The sequence below is a fragment of the Roseovarius arcticus genome, assembly GCF_006125015.1.
Classification (GTDB): Bacteria; Pseudomonadota; Alphaproteobacteria; order Rhodobacterales; family Rhodobacteraceae; genus Roseovarius; species Roseovarius arcticus.
Genome location: NZ_SZZN01000001.1, coordinates 3,174,983 through 3,189,345 on the forward strand (window position 1 = coordinate 3,174,983; position 14,363 = coordinate 3,189,345).

The 14,363-nt window shown below is 61.6% G+C and carries 17 protein-coding genes; 5 read left to right on the forward strand and 12 right to left on the reverse strand.

What is annotated here, in order from left to right:
* Nucleotide 1: 1 nt before the first annotated feature.
* The 6 genes from MK6180000_RS15255 to crcB all read right to left on the reverse strand — a co-directional run bounded on the left by MK6180000_RS15255 (nucleotide 2) and on the right by crcB (nucleotide 5,403).
* Nucleotides 2-1,216: an amino acid ABC transporter permease gene (locus tag MK6180000_RS15255; protein WP_138935505.1), complete on the reverse strand. Its 1,215-nt coding sequence runs from the start codon at nucleotides 1,214-1,216 to the stop codon at nucleotides 2-4.
* Between the two features lie 151 nt (nucleotides 1,217-1,367).
* Nucleotides 1,368-2,387 carry an amino acid ABC transporter substrate-binding protein gene (locus MK6180000_RS15260; protein ID WP_138935506.1) on the reverse strand — a complete coding sequence of 340 codons (1,020 nt, stop codon included), beginning with the start codon at nucleotides 2,385-2,387 and terminating at the stop codon, nucleotides 1,368-1,370.
* A gap of 193 nt (nucleotides 2,388-2,580) precedes the next feature.
* Complete coding sequence (locus tag MK6180000_RS15265; RefSeq protein ID WP_138935507.1) at nucleotides 2,581-3,300, reverse strand: ATP12 family chaperone protein; 720 nt, start codon at nucleotides 3,298-3,300, stop codon at nucleotides 2,581-2,583.
* Nucleotides 3,297-3,989, reverse strand: a complete 693-nt coding sequence (locus MK6180000_RS15270) for an HAD-IA family hydrolase (RefSeq protein ID WP_138935508.1) — start codon at nucleotides 3,987-3,989, stop codon at nucleotides 3,297-3,299. The genes MK6180000_RS15265 and MK6180000_RS15270 overlap by 4 nt, the downstream gene beginning before the upstream one ends.
* Nucleotides 3,986-5,029: an RluA family pseudouridine synthase gene (locus MK6180000_RS15275; protein WP_138935509.1), complete on the reverse strand. Its 1,044-nt coding sequence runs from the start codon at nucleotides 5,027-5,029 to the stop codon at nucleotides 3,986-3,988. The genes MK6180000_RS15270 and MK6180000_RS15275 overlap by 4 nt, the downstream gene beginning before the upstream one ends.
* The gene (gene crcB / locus MK6180000_RS15280) at nucleotides 5,026-5,403 is read right to left on the reverse strand and encodes a fluoride efflux transporter CrcB (protein ID WP_138936535.1); all 378 of its coding nucleotides are present in this window, start codon (nucleotides 5,401-5,403) and stop codon (nucleotides 5,026-5,028) included. The genes MK6180000_RS15275 and crcB overlap by 4 nt, the downstream gene beginning before the upstream one ends.
* 130 nt (nucleotides 5,404-5,533) lie before the next feature.
* Here crcB and MK6180000_RS15285 point away from each other — a divergent pair, with 130 nt between their 5' ends.
* Nucleotides 5,534-6,811 carry a glycerate kinase type-2 family protein gene (locus MK6180000_RS15285; RefSeq protein WP_138935510.1) on the forward strand — a complete coding sequence of 426 codons (1,278 nt, stop codon included), beginning with the start codon at nucleotides 5,534-5,536 and terminating at the stop codon, nucleotides 6,809-6,811.
* Nucleotides 6,812-6,893: 82 nt separating this feature from the next.
* On the forward strand, nucleotides 6,894-7,277 hold the full coding sequence (locus MK6180000_RS15290; protein WP_138935511.1) for a hypothetical protein: 384 nt from the start codon (nucleotides 6,894-6,896) through the stop codon (nucleotides 7,275-7,277).
* Between the two features lie 18 nt (nucleotides 7,278-7,295).
* Here MK6180000_RS15290 and rsmD read toward each other — a convergent pair whose 3' ends face one another.
* Both rsmD and MK6180000_RS15300 read right to left on the reverse strand, forming a co-directional pair.
* A complete protein-coding gene (rsmD, locus tag MK6180000_RS15295; protein ID WP_138935512.1) occupies nucleotides 7,296-7,850 on the reverse strand; it encodes a 16S rRNA (guanine(966)-N(2))-methyltransferase RsmD in 555 nt (184 codons plus the stop codon).
* Entirely contained in the window at nucleotides 7,847-9,055 is a 1,209-nt protein-coding gene (locus tag MK6180000_RS15300; RefSeq protein ID WP_138935513.1) for an NAD(P)/FAD-dependent oxidoreductase, read from the reverse strand. Before MK6180000_RS15300 ends, rsmD begins: the two co-directional genes overlap by 4 nt.
* A 90-nt stretch (nucleotides 9,056-9,145) precedes the next feature.
* Here MK6180000_RS15300 and MK6180000_RS15305 point away from each other — a divergent pair, with 90 nt between their 5' ends.
* Complete coding sequence (locus MK6180000_RS15305) at nucleotides 9,146-9,634, forward strand: peroxiredoxin (RefSeq protein ID WP_138935514.1); 489 nt, start codon at nucleotides 9,146-9,148, stop codon at nucleotides 9,632-9,634.
* A 119-nt stretch (nucleotides 9,635-9,753) separates the two neighbouring features.
* Here MK6180000_RS15305 and MK6180000_RS15310 read toward each other — a convergent pair whose 3' ends face one another.
* From MK6180000_RS15310 to MK6180000_RS15325, 4 genes are read right to left on the reverse strand one after another with little or no spacing between them, the layout of a single operon-like run.
* Nucleotides 9,754-10,050, reverse strand: a complete 297-nt coding sequence (locus tag MK6180000_RS15310; RefSeq protein WP_138935515.1) for a 4a-hydroxytetrahydrobiopterin dehydratase — start codon at nucleotides 10,048-10,050, stop codon at nucleotides 9,754-9,756.
* Nucleotides 10,047-11,237: a GNAT family N-acetyltransferase gene (locus MK6180000_RS15315; RefSeq protein WP_138935516.1), complete on the reverse strand. Its 1,191-nt coding sequence runs from the start codon at nucleotides 11,235-11,237 to the stop codon at nucleotides 10,047-10,049. The genes MK6180000_RS15310 and MK6180000_RS15315 overlap by 4 nt, the downstream gene beginning before the upstream one ends.
* A gap of 51 nt (nucleotides 11,238-11,288) precedes the next feature.
* On the reverse strand, nucleotides 11,289-12,056 hold the full coding sequence (locus MK6180000_RS15320; protein WP_425466848.1) for a glycerophosphodiester phosphodiesterase family protein: 768 nt from the start codon (nucleotides 12,054-12,056) through the stop codon (nucleotides 11,289-11,291).
* Nucleotides 12,053-12,514 (reverse strand): RidA family protein, encoded by a 462-nt coding sequence (locus MK6180000_RS15325; protein WP_138935517.1) that lies wholly within the window; start codon nucleotides 12,512-12,514, stop codon nucleotides 12,053-12,055. Before MK6180000_RS15325 ends, MK6180000_RS15320 begins: the two co-directional genes overlap by 4 nt.
* 315 nt (nucleotides 12,515-12,829) lie before the next feature.
* On the opposite strand from MK6180000_RS15325, the gene MK6180000_RS15330 reads away from it, so the two are divergent.
* Nucleotides 12,830-13,654, forward strand: a complete 825-nt coding sequence (locus tag MK6180000_RS15330; protein WP_246040542.1) for an MlaA family lipoprotein — start codon at nucleotides 12,830-12,832, stop codon at nucleotides 13,652-13,654.
* Nucleotides 13,644-14,249 (forward strand): MlaC/ttg2D family ABC transporter substrate-binding protein, encoded by a 606-nt coding sequence (locus tag MK6180000_RS15335; RefSeq protein ID WP_138935518.1) that lies wholly within the window; start codon nucleotides 13,644-13,646, stop codon nucleotides 14,247-14,249. Before MK6180000_RS15330 ends, MK6180000_RS15335 begins: the two co-directional genes overlap by 11 nt.
* Nucleotides 14,250-14,363 lie beyond the last annotated feature (114 nt).

Sequence of the window (14,363 nt, forward strand, 5' to 3'; positions counted from 1 at the left end):
ATTACCGCTCCTTCAGCTTAACGGAGTTGTTGTAGACGTTCATGATGGCCGAAATCGCCAGCGAGATCGTCAGATAGAACAACATCAGCAAGAGAACGCACTCAATTGCGCGGCCTGTCTGGTTCAACGTGATCCCGCCCAGTGTGGCCGTGATATCTGCATAGCCGACGGCGATGGCGAGCGACGAGTTCTTGGTCAGGTTCAGGTATTGCGAGATCAGCGGCGGGATAATGACCCGCATTGCCTGCGGTAGTACCACAAGGTTCATGATCCGGCGCGGACGCAGGCCAAGAGCGGCTGCCGCCTCGGTCTGGCCTTCTGATACGGCCTGAATGCCTGCGCGCACGTTTTCTGCGATAAAGGCGCCAGTATAGATCGATAGGGCAAACCACAGCGCGATCAGCGGCGCGCCAATCTTGATCCCGCCGCCAAAGTTAAAGCCACTGAGAACGGGGATATCGAGGCCGATGGGCCGCCCGAGGATGAAGAAAACCAGCAACGCAGGGACCAGCAGGATCGCGAGCGATGGCCAGCCCGTCGGTAGCAGCTTGCCCGTATCGAAGAGCAGCTTCTTGGCGTAGGCGCGATAGGCAAACATCGCGATGATCGACGCGATAAACACGCCGACAACCACCATAGAGCCGGGGTTGAAAACAGGCGCAGGGATGTAAATGCCGCGATTGGTAAAGGCGAACATGCCCAACAACATTGTGCTGGCCGGATCGTCGCCGCGGAATGCATTGGGCGCGGGCAAGGACACTGTCATGATCGCGTAGATGATCAAAATCCAGATCAGCACCGGCACATTGCGGAACGCCTCGACATACACGGCCATCAGGCGGGAAACGATCCAGTTCTTGCTAAGGCGCAGGACCCCTGCGGTAACGCCCAGAATGGTGGCAGTGAAACAGCCCAGCACCGCGACAAGCAGCGTGTTGAGAATGCCGACCTTGGCGGCCTGCCAGTTAGACGATTGGCTGGTATAAGGGATCAGCGACTGACCCACGTCATATCCCGCCGCCTCGTCGAGGAACCCGTACGAGAAATTCAGGCCGGCAGCGCGCAGATTCTGGACCAGATTATTACCCAGATAATAGAACGCAGCGACAAGTAGAAACAACGCGATGACCTGAAAGGTGATGGCGCGATAGCGCGTGTCGCTCAGCAGTTGCGATACGCGGAATCCGCCCTTGTCGGGATCGGTTATGGTGCTCATGTGTCTTCCCTGGTTTTCCGGACTGTGTCGGGCGGAGACGGTTGATCCGTCCCTCGCGTTGTGCGGAATTTATCTTGGATTGGCCGTTTCTTGCATTTGGCAAGCCGATAGTAGAAGGGCGCGGCGATTGCCGCGCCCTTCAATGAGGTTTTTAGCGGAAGGGGGGCGAGTACAGCAGGCCACCATCCGTCCACTGTGCGTTCAGGCCGCGTGCCAGACCAATGGGGGATGCTTCGCCGATGTTCTTCTCGAAGATCTCGCCATAGTTGCCGCCTGCCATGATGGCATTTTTAGCCCAGTCAGCGCTGAGACCAAGCATTTCGCCAAGGTTGCCCTCGGTGCCCAGCAGACGGTTGACCTCGGGCGCATCGCCCGCTTGGGCCGACAAATCACCGATGTTGGCGCTTGTGATGCCCATCTCTTCTGCTGCGATCAATGCGTTCAGCGTCCAGCGCGCAACATCGCCCCACTCGCTATCGCCATGGCGAACCAGTGGTGCCAGCGGCTCTTTTGAGATGATCTCGGGCAGCAAGATGTGATCGCCCGGTGTCTCGAATGTGGCACGTGTAGATGCCAGGCCGGACATGTCAGTGGTGTATGCATCGCAGGCACCGGCCAGATACTGCTGGTTGCCTTCGGCGTTGGTTTCGATCGGGACCGGCTCATAGCTGATGTTGTTCTTGCGGAAATAGTCAGCAAGGTTCAGCTCTGTCGTGGTGCCGGTTTGTACGCAAATCGTCGCGCCATCCAGATCCTTGGCCGAGCTGACGCCTAGCGCCTTGGGGACCATGAAGCCCTGACCATCGTAGTAGTTGACGCCAACAAATTCGAACTTCAGATCGACATCGCGGCTGAAAGTCCATGTTGTGTTGCGTGCCAGAAGGTCGATCTCGCCCGAGGACAGCGCAGTAAAGCGTGTCTTGCCTGTAGTTGGCACGAACTCGACAGCGTTCTGATCGCCCAAGACGGCAGCCGCGACGGCGCGGCATATGGCCACGTCAAAGCCCTGCCAGTCGCCATTAGCGTCCGGTGCGGCGAATCCAACCAGGCCCGTCGTCACACCGCAGTTCAACTTGCCGCGCGCCTTGACGTCGTCAAGGGTTGCTGCGGCGGCGGCACCAGCGGAAAGTCCGGCAACTGCCAACACACCAAAAATTAGGGATTTTTTCATTCTTACCTCTTCCTGATTGTCCACCCACTTCGACAGGGTGGTTTATTCAGCCCATCGCGGGCCAAAGCATAGCGCAGAGGCTTTTCCCCCTGAGTGGGGCTGAGTGTGGTGGGATTCATTCCAAAAGGTCAAGGGTTGCATGATGAAAAATGATACATCGACAGCGTGCTGACCCAGCGTAATGGCGTTGCGGCTAAGAGGAATTTTCACTCACAAGGCAGAAAAATTCATGCGCATGTAAAAATGCCGCACGTTTAATCGCTGCCATCTGCTCGGCCTCGTCGTCGGCGCCCCACAGCTCAGCCTGCCAAGCCTCGTCCAAGCGCGAAGTTTGCCACAACATATCAGGCGCATAGGCCCCGTTCTGCGCCGCCAGCCCGATTATCAGAGACCCGGACAGTGAGACGAGATCGTGTAGGGCGGTTAGCGCGAAATTATCTTGCGCGTGGACGCGCGCGCGCAGTCGCTCCAGCGCTACGCTATCTTGATCGGCGGGTATGACGCCGGGCGTCTGCATCAGACGCGCGTTCAGAAACGAATCGGCCCAGTCCAGCAACGGGTCCCATTCTTCGGATTGGCGAAGGACCAGTTCCTGAGGTGCAATCGCGCGGTGGCACAAAAGGTCCGTCTCGCCATAGGCCGCCAGCATGTCGGCCACCTCGGCATGCTGGTGCGCAACCTTGTCGATTGCCGCATTGGCCGAGCGTGTCATCGGCATTACGCGTGGGTCGATCCGCTCTGCCACGGCGTTCCACTCAGCAGCGATAGACTGTGCCAAGGCGCGCGTCGGCACCACCAGCGCCGCTTTGGCTGGAGTCTTAACAGGGCGGCCATCCAGCGCGATGCCATAGCCGGTGTCGGCCTCCGTGACACTTGCCTCTTTCCAGAACCGCTTGGCTGCCCATTCGCTCATACAGGCGCGCCCCAAATGCGATCGAGGCACGCAGGCAGATCGGACCATGCCGACAGCATGTGATCGGCCTGCAGATCAGCGGCGTCATGATAGCCCCAGCTGGCGCCAATGGTGCGTATCCCCGCCGCGCGCGCCATGTCCATGTCATACGTCGTGTCGCCGATCATCACGGCGTCCGCCGCCCCTATGCCCGTCTCAGACAGCGCCGCGTGCAGCATGGCCGGGTGCGGCTTGGACGGATGGTAGTCGGCCACCTGCGCCGTGACGAATAACTTGGTCAGGCCGTGCCCCTCTAGCAGTTTATCCAAACCGCGCCGCGATTTGCCGGTAGCAATACCCAGCAGCAGATCGGCGCGGGTGCTCAGGCTATCCAGCATCTGGCGCGTACCGGGGAACAGCGGCGAAGATTCCGCAGCCCCCGCCTCAGCGCGGCGCCCCATATAGCTGCGCTTGTACCCCTCGACGAGGGCATCATGCGCGGCGGCGTCCAAATCGGGCGCAAGGCGGGGCATAGCCACGTCCAGCGACAGGCCGATGATGCCTATGATTGCCGCGCGCTCGGGTGCTGGCGCACCGATGGCGGCAAAGGCGTGGTACATCGACGCAACGATATCACCCTGACTGTCGACCAGCGTGCCGTCGACGTCAAAGATGATCAGGCGGAGCGGGGCATCTGGTACCCTGATCATTCCAGATCCTCGAAGGGATCAGCAGGCACCTCGGACGGCAGCCACTGGAACGTGTCCCAGGTATGCTGCATATGCACCGGCAGCGGCGCGGTCAGGTGCAACATCGCGCGCGTCACCGGATGCTCGATCTTTAACGAACGGGCGTGCAGATGCAGCTTCTTGCTGATGTCGCCGCCCAGTTGCGCGCCCCAGCCATCGCCGAGGTTTTCCTGCCCGGACCCACCATATTTGCCGTCACCGACGATAGGGTGTCCCAGCTCGGCCATGTGCGCGCGCAGTTGGTGCGTGCGCCCTGTAATGGGCACCAAAGCGCACCATGAGGCCCGCGCGCCCACCGCCTCCAGCACGGCGTAATCGGTCGTGGCATGTTTGGCGCCGGGGGTATCTTCGACATCGCGGGGGTGCAGCGCGTGCATCTTTTCGCCCTCACCCTTGGCGCCGTGGCCGGGCGCCTTGACCAGACCAAACTTGATCGTGCCCATGCGCGGTGTCGGCACGCCTGCGACGGCGGCCCAGTATAGCTTGCGGGTGTTGCGGTGCCGGAATGCGGCCGTTAGCCCCTTGGCCGCCTCGCGCGTGCGGGCCAGCATCAAAACGCCGGACGTGTCCTTGTCCAGACGGTGCACAAGGCGCGGCTTTTCCTCCATGCCAAAGCGGAGCGCCTCGGCAAGGCCATCAACGTGGCGCGACTGTTTGGACCCGCCTTGAACAGGCAGCCCCGGCGGCTTGTTCAGCGCGATCACGTGGTCGTCGCGGTAGATCACGCAGGCGCGGATCATCGCGGCATCGGCGTCAGTGACATGGGCGCGCGCCCGCGCGTTCGCTTCGGTGGCGTCGGGCAATGGCGGTATGCGCACTGCCTGTCCGGCGACCAGCCGCGTTGCAGCCTTGACCCGGCCACCATCGACGCGCAGATCCCCCTTGCGGCACATCTTCTCGATCCGGCCCTGTTGCAGATGCGGAAACTGGCGGCGTAGCCAGCGATCCAGCCGCTGATCGGTATCGTCTTGCGTTACATAGATCGTCTGAACGCCGCTCATGCCAGTGCCCCCCGCATTAACCAAAGTCCCAGCGCCAGCGCGCCAATCGACAACCCTACCGACAGCGCAACATAGAGCAGCGCTGACAGGATCTGCCCCCGCTCAATCAGCGTCAGCACCTCTAGTGAAAACGCCGAAAACGTAGTGAAACCGCCAAGGATACCTGTCATCACAAATGGGTTCAGCGCGCTATATCCACGCTCAATAGACCACACCGCGAATGCGCCCATCAAGAACGATCCAATCACGTTGACCGACATCACCGCCACTGGAAAGCTGGGCGAGATCATGCGCGCCGCCCACAGCCCCGCGCCAAAGCGCAGGCTGGCGCCGATCGCACCGCCGAGGGCTACCGAGAGAAAGGTCATGAACATCGCCGCTCTGTCGCGCGAGCTATGGCAATTGTCAATGGTGGTAGGCACCGCTGCCCCCTTGTGAAATGGCTTGTTCCGCGCTGTGCGGCCGCTAACATGACGCGAAATGACCCGCTAGTGAGGCTCCGTTTTGACCGATAACCCCAAGGCGCTGCTGCGCCGCCTTTTCGACCGCGCCGTCGCCGTGGCCGACCCTGCGCAGAGCCTTGCCGCCCATCTGCCGCCTCGGCCTGAGGGACGCATAATCGTTATTGGCGCAGGCAAGGCATCGGCGCGCATGGCCGAGGCTGTAGAGGCCGAATGGGGGCCTTGCGAGGGGCTGGTGCTCACCCGATATGGCCATGCCCGGCCCTGCGCGGGGGTCCAGATCGTGGAGGCCGCGCACCCAGTCCCCGACGATGCGGGAATGCGGGCGACCAGAAGGATGCTGGATATTCTGCGCGGCCTTGGGCCAAATGATTTCGTCCTCGCGCTAATCTCGGGCGGGGCGTCATCGTTGTTGGTGCAGCCTGCTGGCGACATCACATTGGCAGAAAAGCAGGCGATCAATCAGGCGCTGCTGGCCTCCGGCGCGCCTATCGGACAGATGAACGCGGTGCGCAAGCATCTGAGCAGCGTCAAAGGCGGGCAGCTGGCCGCAGCCGCCTACCCCGCGAGAATGCTTGCGCTACTGATCTCGGATGTGCCGGGCGACGATCCGGCAATGATCGGGTCGGGCCCGACGGTGGGCGATGCAGACACGCCCGGCGCCGCACTGGCGATACTCGAACGCTACGCCATTGATGTGCCGCCATCGGTGCGTGCCGTCCTCAATGGGGCCAGCGGCGTTGTACCCCCGGGCGATGCACGCCTTGCGCGCGTGCAGACTCAGATCTATGCCGCGCCGTCACACTCGCTGGCCGCTGCAGCCGACCTGGCCCGCGATGCGGGATGCGTGCCGCGCATCATTGGTGACGCGTTAGAGGGCGAGGCGCGGGATGTGGCTGCCCTTCACGCTAAGGACGCGCTTGCAGCACAGAGCGCCATGGCGCCGGGTGACGCGCCACTTGTCTTGCTGTCTGGCGGTGAGTTGACCGTCACGCGGCGCGGCGCGGGTATCGGCGGGCCGAACGCCGAGTACGCTCTGGCGCTGGCGATCGCGCTGGATAGCGTGCCCGGCATTCACGCAATCGCCTGCGACACCGACGGCGTCGACGGCGCCGCCGAGGTGGCGGGCGCAATCATCGGGCCAGACACCTTGCGCGATGCCAGCGCACTAGGCCTTGATCCCATTGCCGCGCTGGAGCGCAACGATGCGCACACCTTTTTTCGCGCGCTCGGGGCGCAGGTAGTGACCGGTCCAACCTTGACTAACGTCAATGATTTTCGCGCGACTTGGGTTCAGCCGCTCGTTCCGCGCAGTATTTGAAAAACGTCGTAATTGCGCTAAGTTAAGACACGCTGAGCCGGGTGCTGCCGCCCGCGACCAGACTATTCGAGGACAGAACGTCATGTATCGCCGTACATTCACTGCCATCACTGCCGCCCTGCTGCTGAGCGTATCTGGTGGAATATCCATCGCCCAAGACACCGCGCTGAGCGCATCTGAGGTCGAGAGCCTGTTGACCGGGAACACAGCCGAGGGGCAGTGGGAGGGCAAGAGTTATAGGTCATATTTTAGCCCAGATGGCGTTACGATCTATGCACCGAGTAAAGGCGACACATTGACAGGCAAGTGGCGCGTTAATCCCGAAACCGGCGAATATGACAGCTTTTGGGAGACGGTTGGCTGGATTGCCTACACCGTCCTGCGCACAGAAGACGGCTTTGCCTGGCAACGAGGTGATAAATCCTATCCGTTTTCGCTCCTTCAAGGGCGTAGATTGGGCGACTGACGGTGCATAGAGTTAAGGTCAGCCGCTCCATTTCAGCAGCGTGATCTGCGTATCGCCATAGCGGCGGCGATCTAGTTGTGCGCAACCGGGCGGCGGGATCACGGCTGCGCTTTCCTCCCAGACGATCACGGCTGCCTTAGCCAGCCAACCACCTGAGACTGCGGCGCCCAGTGCTGCCTCGCCTAGGGCGCGCCCATAAGGCGGGTCCAGAAACACCAGTGTTGCGGGGACGCCCTGCACAGCGCCCAATCGAGTCGCGTCCTGACGCAGCACTTTCGCGCGATCCCCTACGCCGACCAATTCGATGTTCCGGTCCAGCAGCGCCAGCGCGGCGCGTCCGTTTTCGACAAACCGCGCAGATGCCGCACCGCGCGACAACGCCTCCAGGCCCAGCGCACCCGTTCCGGCAAAGAGGTCGAGCACCTCCGTGCCGCCTAGCACGTCCATGCTGTTTAGGATGTTGAACAGACTTTCGCGAACGCGGTCAGATGTCGGGCGCAACTGTGCGTTTGCGTCCCCCTTGCCCACGTCTGCCAAACGGCGACCACGCGCATCCCCGGCGATAATCCTCACGCCAGCAGCGATTTCAGTTCGGTCGCGGAGTCAGAGACCGCCTCTGCCGAGGGCGATTTGCCCGCCTCGATCAGACGCTTGCCCACCATGTAAGCCCGCGGATCGTTCATTGCGTCGACGGCCAGCAGCGTGTCCCCAGAGTAGTACCAGAACGAGGCAGAGTGCGCGCCTGCCGAGGGGCGTGTCACGACGCGATCATACCCAATATTCAGCCCGGCAATCTGTAACTTGACGTCATACTGGTCGGACCAGAACCACGGTTGCGGCACATACTCGGTCCCCGCCCCCATAAGGTTGCACGCGACGCATTCCGCCATGTCGATGGCGTTCGGCACGCTCTCTAGCCGCAGGCGCCCGCCGTTGTACGGGAACGATGCGCAGTCGCCCGCCGCCCAGATCGCCGGATCGCTGGTGCGGCCCAGCGCGTCGACGGCGATGCCGTTGTCGATGTCCAACCCCGCCGCCTCGGCCAAGGCGGTGCCGGGCGCGATGCCCACGCCGACGATGACGAAATCAGCGGCCAGTTCGCTACCATCGCTGAGGCGCGCGCCGGTGACATGGCCCTCACCCAAGAGGCGGTCCAGCCCCACACCCTCGCGAATGTCGACGCCATGTTCGGTATGCAGCGCGCGGAAAAAATCAGACGTCTCGGGCGCGGCGACACGTTGCAAAATACGGTCCGACATCTCGACCAACGTAACGCTCAGGCCCTTCTTTGCCGCGACAGCCGCCGCCTCCAGCCCGATATAGCCGCCGCCGACGATCAGCACCTTCGCCCCTTGGACAAAGCGCGGCTCCATCGCATCGACATCCGCCAGATCGCGGACAACGTGCACGCCCTCCAGCGCGCCGCCGATCGCGGCAGGTAGGCGGCGCGGCGTCGATCCGGTGGTCAGCACCAGCGCATCGTAATGCAGTGTCTCGCCGCCCATGCGCACCACCTGCGCCGCCCGGTCGATGGCATCGACTCGCCTACCGAGCCGCAGATCGACGTCGATATCACCATAAAAATGGTACGGGCGCAGATAGAGCCGCTCCAGTTCCAAATCGCCCAAGAGGTATGCCTTGGACAGTGGCGGGCGCTGATAGGGCGGTGCCGACTCCTCGCCGATCAGGGTGATGCGACCCACGTGGCCGTCCTTGCGCAGACGCGCCACAAGCGACGATCCCGCCTGCCCTGCTCCGATCACGACGATATCCGGCATAGTCCGTTTCCGATCTTTTAAATGGCCTCGACGCCGCGCAGCCTATATCGGTTTGTTAGATCAGCGCAAACATCAGACAAGGACTTCATCATGAGCATTTCAGTCGGCGACAAACTTCCCTCTGCCAGCCTGACGCATCTCGGCGCCGACGGCCCCGAAGCCGTCGATCTGGCCGCGCGTACGAAAGGCCGCAAGGTCGTCATATTCGCCGTACCGGGCGCGTTCACAGGCGTTTGCCACAATGCGCATGTGCCCAGCTTCGTACGCACCAAGGATCAGTTCGACGCCAAAGGCGTGGACGAGATCATGTGTATTTCGGTCAACGATCCCTTTGTCACCGGTGCATGGGGCGAAATCACCGGGGCGACGGCCGCAGGCATCACCATGCTAGGCGATCCGGTGTCGGACTTCACCAAGGCGATGGGCATGGAATTCAGCAATCCTACCGTTGGCCTTATCGACCGGTCCAAGCGCTATGCGATGGTCGTCGAGGACGGCACCATCACTTTGCTGCATGAGGAAGAAAACCCCGGCCTGTGTGACGTGTCCGCTGGTGAGGGCCTTCTGGCTGAAATGTAGGCCGTTTTCCCCGCGCCCTCGCGCCGGGAATACGTCAAAGCAAGAGGGGCTCTTCGCCTTTGCTTCGTAGCAATAAGCGGCCCGGTGAATATCCGGGCCGCTTTGCATTTGGGCAGGGATTAATCCGCCAGAATATCCATCTTGCGTGCCAGCTTGGCATCCAGTGCGCTGAGGCCATCGACGTCATGCGTCGTCAGCGTCACAGTGACCTTGTTATAGACGTTGGTCCATTCAGGGTGGTGGTTCCACTTTTCCGCCCAGACGCCCGCGCGCACCATCCAGCCTAGCGCGTCGACGAAATCCGCGAATTTGAACTCCTTGATGATGGCATCGCGGCCATCCACCATGGCCCATCCGTCTTTGAGCAGCGGATCAATCATCGTTGTGCGCGCGGTGTCACTCAGTTTCTCGCTCATTCGTGGTCCTCCTTCGGTATTTTCCTGAACGGCCCGTAGGACGTCAAAACTTCGATATCTTCCTCAACTGCTGCACCCTCGGCCCGCAGATACTGCGCGACCGCATCGGCAAATCCTGCGTCGCGCACCCAATGCAGCGAATGGGTCGCCACCGGCAGATAGCCGCGCGCCAGCTTATGTTCGCCCTGCGCGCCGGCCTCGACGCGGCCAAGGCCATGGGCCAGCGCGTAGTCGATAGCCTGATAATAACACAGCTCAAAATGAAGGCACGGGTGGTCGTAGGTGCAGCCCCAGTAGCGGCCATATAACGCCGAGGCGCCGATGAAGTTCACCGCGCCTGCAACAGGCGTGCCGCCATCCATGGCTAGGATTAGCAGCATATCATCGCGCAACGTATCGTGCGCGATCTCAAAGAACTGCCGTGTCAGATAAGGCGTGCCCCATTTGCGTGCGCCGGTATCTTGGTAGAACTCCCAGACGGCATTCCAATGCTCGGGCTGAATATCAGACCCACTTAGCTGCACAATATCTCCGCCAAAATCTTGCGCGATGCGCCGCTCCTTGCGGATGTTCTTGCGCTTGCGCGCGCTGAGCGCGGTGAGGAAGCCGTCGAAATCTCGATATCCGCCATCGATCCAGTGAAACTGCTGGCCAGTGCGCCGCATCAAGCCCATCGCAGCGCCCGCTATGGCCTCGTCCCTAGTACAGAACGTGACATGCACTGACGACACGGCATTGCCCTCGGCGATCTGCACGGCGCCCTGCACCAATGCGGCGCGGCCGGTATCCTCATGCCCCGGACGGGTCAGAAATCGCCGCCCAGTGACCGGCGTGAACGGCACGGCCATTTGTAATTTCGGGTAATACCGCCCGCCCGCGCGGCTGTAGGCATCCGCCCAGCCGTGGTCGAACACATACTCGCCCTGACTATGCGACTTGGCATAAAGCGGCGCGCAGGCAATAATCTGCCCATCCTGCTCAGCCGTCAGGTATTGCGCCTGCCAACCAGTGCCAGGGCCGACAGATCCGCTATCCTCCAGCGCCTTAAGAAACCTGTAAGTGGTAAAGGGATCTTCGGGCCGGGCGCCTTCTGCCGCCTCGGGGCAGGCGCAGGCATCCCAATCGGCAGGCGCGATCCCGCTTAGGCTTGCGTGCGCGCGGATTGTAATTTCACTCTTGTCGGTCATGCCTCGCCCGTCTCGCTGCCAGCATCTAACCTGTGCCCTAAGTGGGCCAATTCAAGCGGGCAGACCGGGCAGATAGCCCTCGAACGTGATATTGCCCGCCACGCGCCTTGCAATGGTGGCCTCCCCCGGCGACCGGATCGTCCAGCAAAGGATGTCTATCCCTGCGCCCTTCAGTTCGGCGACGCGGGGGCGGTCCAGATCATCCCATTGGTGGCTGATAAAACTCGCCTTTGCCGCCTCCATATCCGGAATGACGCGAAGGCGATCGCGCACGGAGGCAGGCAATTCGGGGCAGTCATGTGCCGTATAGGCGCAAGTGACGATCCCGCGTGGCACATCCGGGGCCAACGTAGCCAGACGGATCACCGAATGGGGGTTGAACGACATGAGGCCAGCCGGCCCCGCATACTCTGCCAGATCGCGCGCTACCGCGCTCTCTAGGATGCCGTCCGTCTCGCCCATCTGGCCATGCTGGTCCTTGACCTCGATCAGCAGTGGCACGCGGCCGGCAACCAGCACGAGCACCTCGGCCAGCGTTGGTATGCCTTCGTCTGTACCGTTGAGCAGGACACTAGCTAGTCCCGCCGCGCTACGCGCGCGGACGGGGCCTGCGGCATCGGTCAGCCGATCCAGATTATCGTCATGAAATACCATTGCCACGTCATCGGACGACATCTGCACGTCGATCTCGATACCGTAGCCCGCCGCAATCGCTGCGCTTATCGCCGCGCGCGAGTTCTCTTGCCGCCCCGCGGCCCTATTGTGAAGGGCGCGGTGCGCTAATGGCAGGCGCAGAAATGCCCTGTCCAGCCGCATCATGCGATCTGGAATATGCCTTCGATTTCGACCGCAACGCCCAGCGGCAATGAGGCCGCAGATACTGCCGCGCGCGCATGTTTGCCCGCGTCGCCCAGCGCCTCACCCAGAAAATCGGACGCGCCGTTGATGACCTGAGGCTGCTCAGTGAAATCGGGGGTCGAATTAACGAAACCGCCCAATTTGATGACACGCACCATCCGGTCCAGATCGCCGCCGCACGCCGCTTTGACCTGCGCCAATAGCGCTATCGCGCAGCTGCGCGCAGCTTTGGCGCCGGCAGCGGTATCTGTGTCATCACCCAGCTTGCCGGTAATAAGACCGCTTTCGTCGCGCGAGATTTGGCCCGAAACATACAGGATATCGCCCACCTGAACGTAAGGCACATAATTAGCCGCCGGGGCAGGTGCATCCGGCAAGGTTACCCCCATCTCGGCCAGTTTTGTTTCAAATTTTCCCATGTGACTGTCATCCTTTTGCGCTGGTCAATCCTGCAGAACGCTAACGCCTGCGCAACCGGATTGAAACGGCAAAAGGCGCGCAGCACGGGGGCCATTCGCGGCGGGCGCGCCACTTGCCACAGGACGCGAAAAACTGTAATTCAGGTTCCTTGAGGGGATAGATGGCTGCCGCACTGCCCGCTTTCTAGTCGCATTTGTGCAACGCATCTTTGCCATTCGGCGGGATGCCACGTGCCGGAGGCGGCGGCATCCGTTAGATCCCCGTGAAATGCTCTTGCAGATACTTTTTCTGATTCTTGGCCTGAAAGTGATCCGGTGACACGTATTCCTAGCCCTCTTGCACCTCGCGCCGCCATTTGCGCTGTTTTGTTTGCCCTGCTGGCCGCCTGCGGCCATCAGCCTGATCCTGCCGTCACACGCGGCGCGCCTTATGATCCCTACGAGCAATCGAACCGCCTCAATCATGAGCGAAACAAGAAGATCGACCGCGCCGTTCTGCGCCCGATCGCCAAAGGCTACAGCGCCTTCGTGCCCGATGACGTCGAAACCGTCGTCAGCAATTTTTCTATCAATCTGTCGCTGCCGGGCGCGATGGTGAATAGCGCAATGCAGGGTAATGGCGTCGGTCTGACCTCAGATTTCTACCGCTTTCTGGTGAACTCGACGTTAGGTTTGGGCGGTCTGATCGACGTTGCCACCGATCTGAACATGCCTCCTGCGACAAGCGCCGATTTTGGTCAGACGCTCTACACTTGGGGCGTGCATGAGGGCCCGTATATCGTGTTGCCCGTGATCGGGCCGAACACCAGCCGCGCGGCTGCCGGGCGTGTGGTGGACCTATTCACCAATCCGCTGACCTATGTGATCGAAGATCCCGAGAGCTATTACGTGGCCGGCACGCGCGTCTCGCGCGGTCTGACGGCGCGCGGGCGCTACGCCGATTCGATCGACTCGGTGCTCTACGACAGCGCTGATAGCTACGCGGCCACCCGTTCACTTTATCTTCAGAATCGACGCTACAAGGTGGGCAATCGCAGCAGCGAGACCTATCTGGACCCTTATGATACCACCACCGGCGCGGCAGGCCCTAGTGCAGCCCCCGGTGTCAGCGCAGATTTTGAGGACCCATATGATCAATAATATCACACGCCGTCACCTTATCGCCACCGGGATGGGCGCTGCTGTCGTCGCTGCCATCCCGCACAGCGCGCTGGCGCTGAGCGACGCTGGCGCACGCGCGCTGATCGACAAGGTGGTAGGCGACATCAACCGTGTCATTGCGACCGGCAAACCGATCGGCCAGATGATCGGCGATTTCGAAGGTATCCTGCGCCAGCACGCCGACGTCGATTTGATCGCGCGCAGCACCCTGGGCGCCGATGCAAACCGCGCATCCCCGGCCCAGATGGCGGCCTACACGGACGCATTGCGTGGCTACCTCGCGCGCAAGTATGGCAAGCGGTTCAGGGAATTCGAAGGCGGCCAGATTGAGGCGACAGGCGTGCGGCAGGTTAAATCCTGGCATGAGGTGCAGGCCCGCGTGAACCTACGCGGAGAGGCGCCCTTTGACGTGCGTTTCCTCGTGTCGGACCGGTCTGGACGCGACTTGTTTTTTGACATGGTGATGGAGGGTATCAGCCTACGTCTGAGCGAGCGGACCGAAATCGGCTCTATGCTGGATCGCCGTCAGGGAAACATTGATGCGCTGATTGCGGATCTGCGACAGGCTGGGTAAGTGCCTTCTGAGATGTGATGTTTTACGCGCGGCTCGAAAGGGCCGCGCGTTTTTCTGTCTGGGATCAACGGCGCACCCCTTGTGGATAAGTGCCCGCCGTGCCGCAGGGTGCTG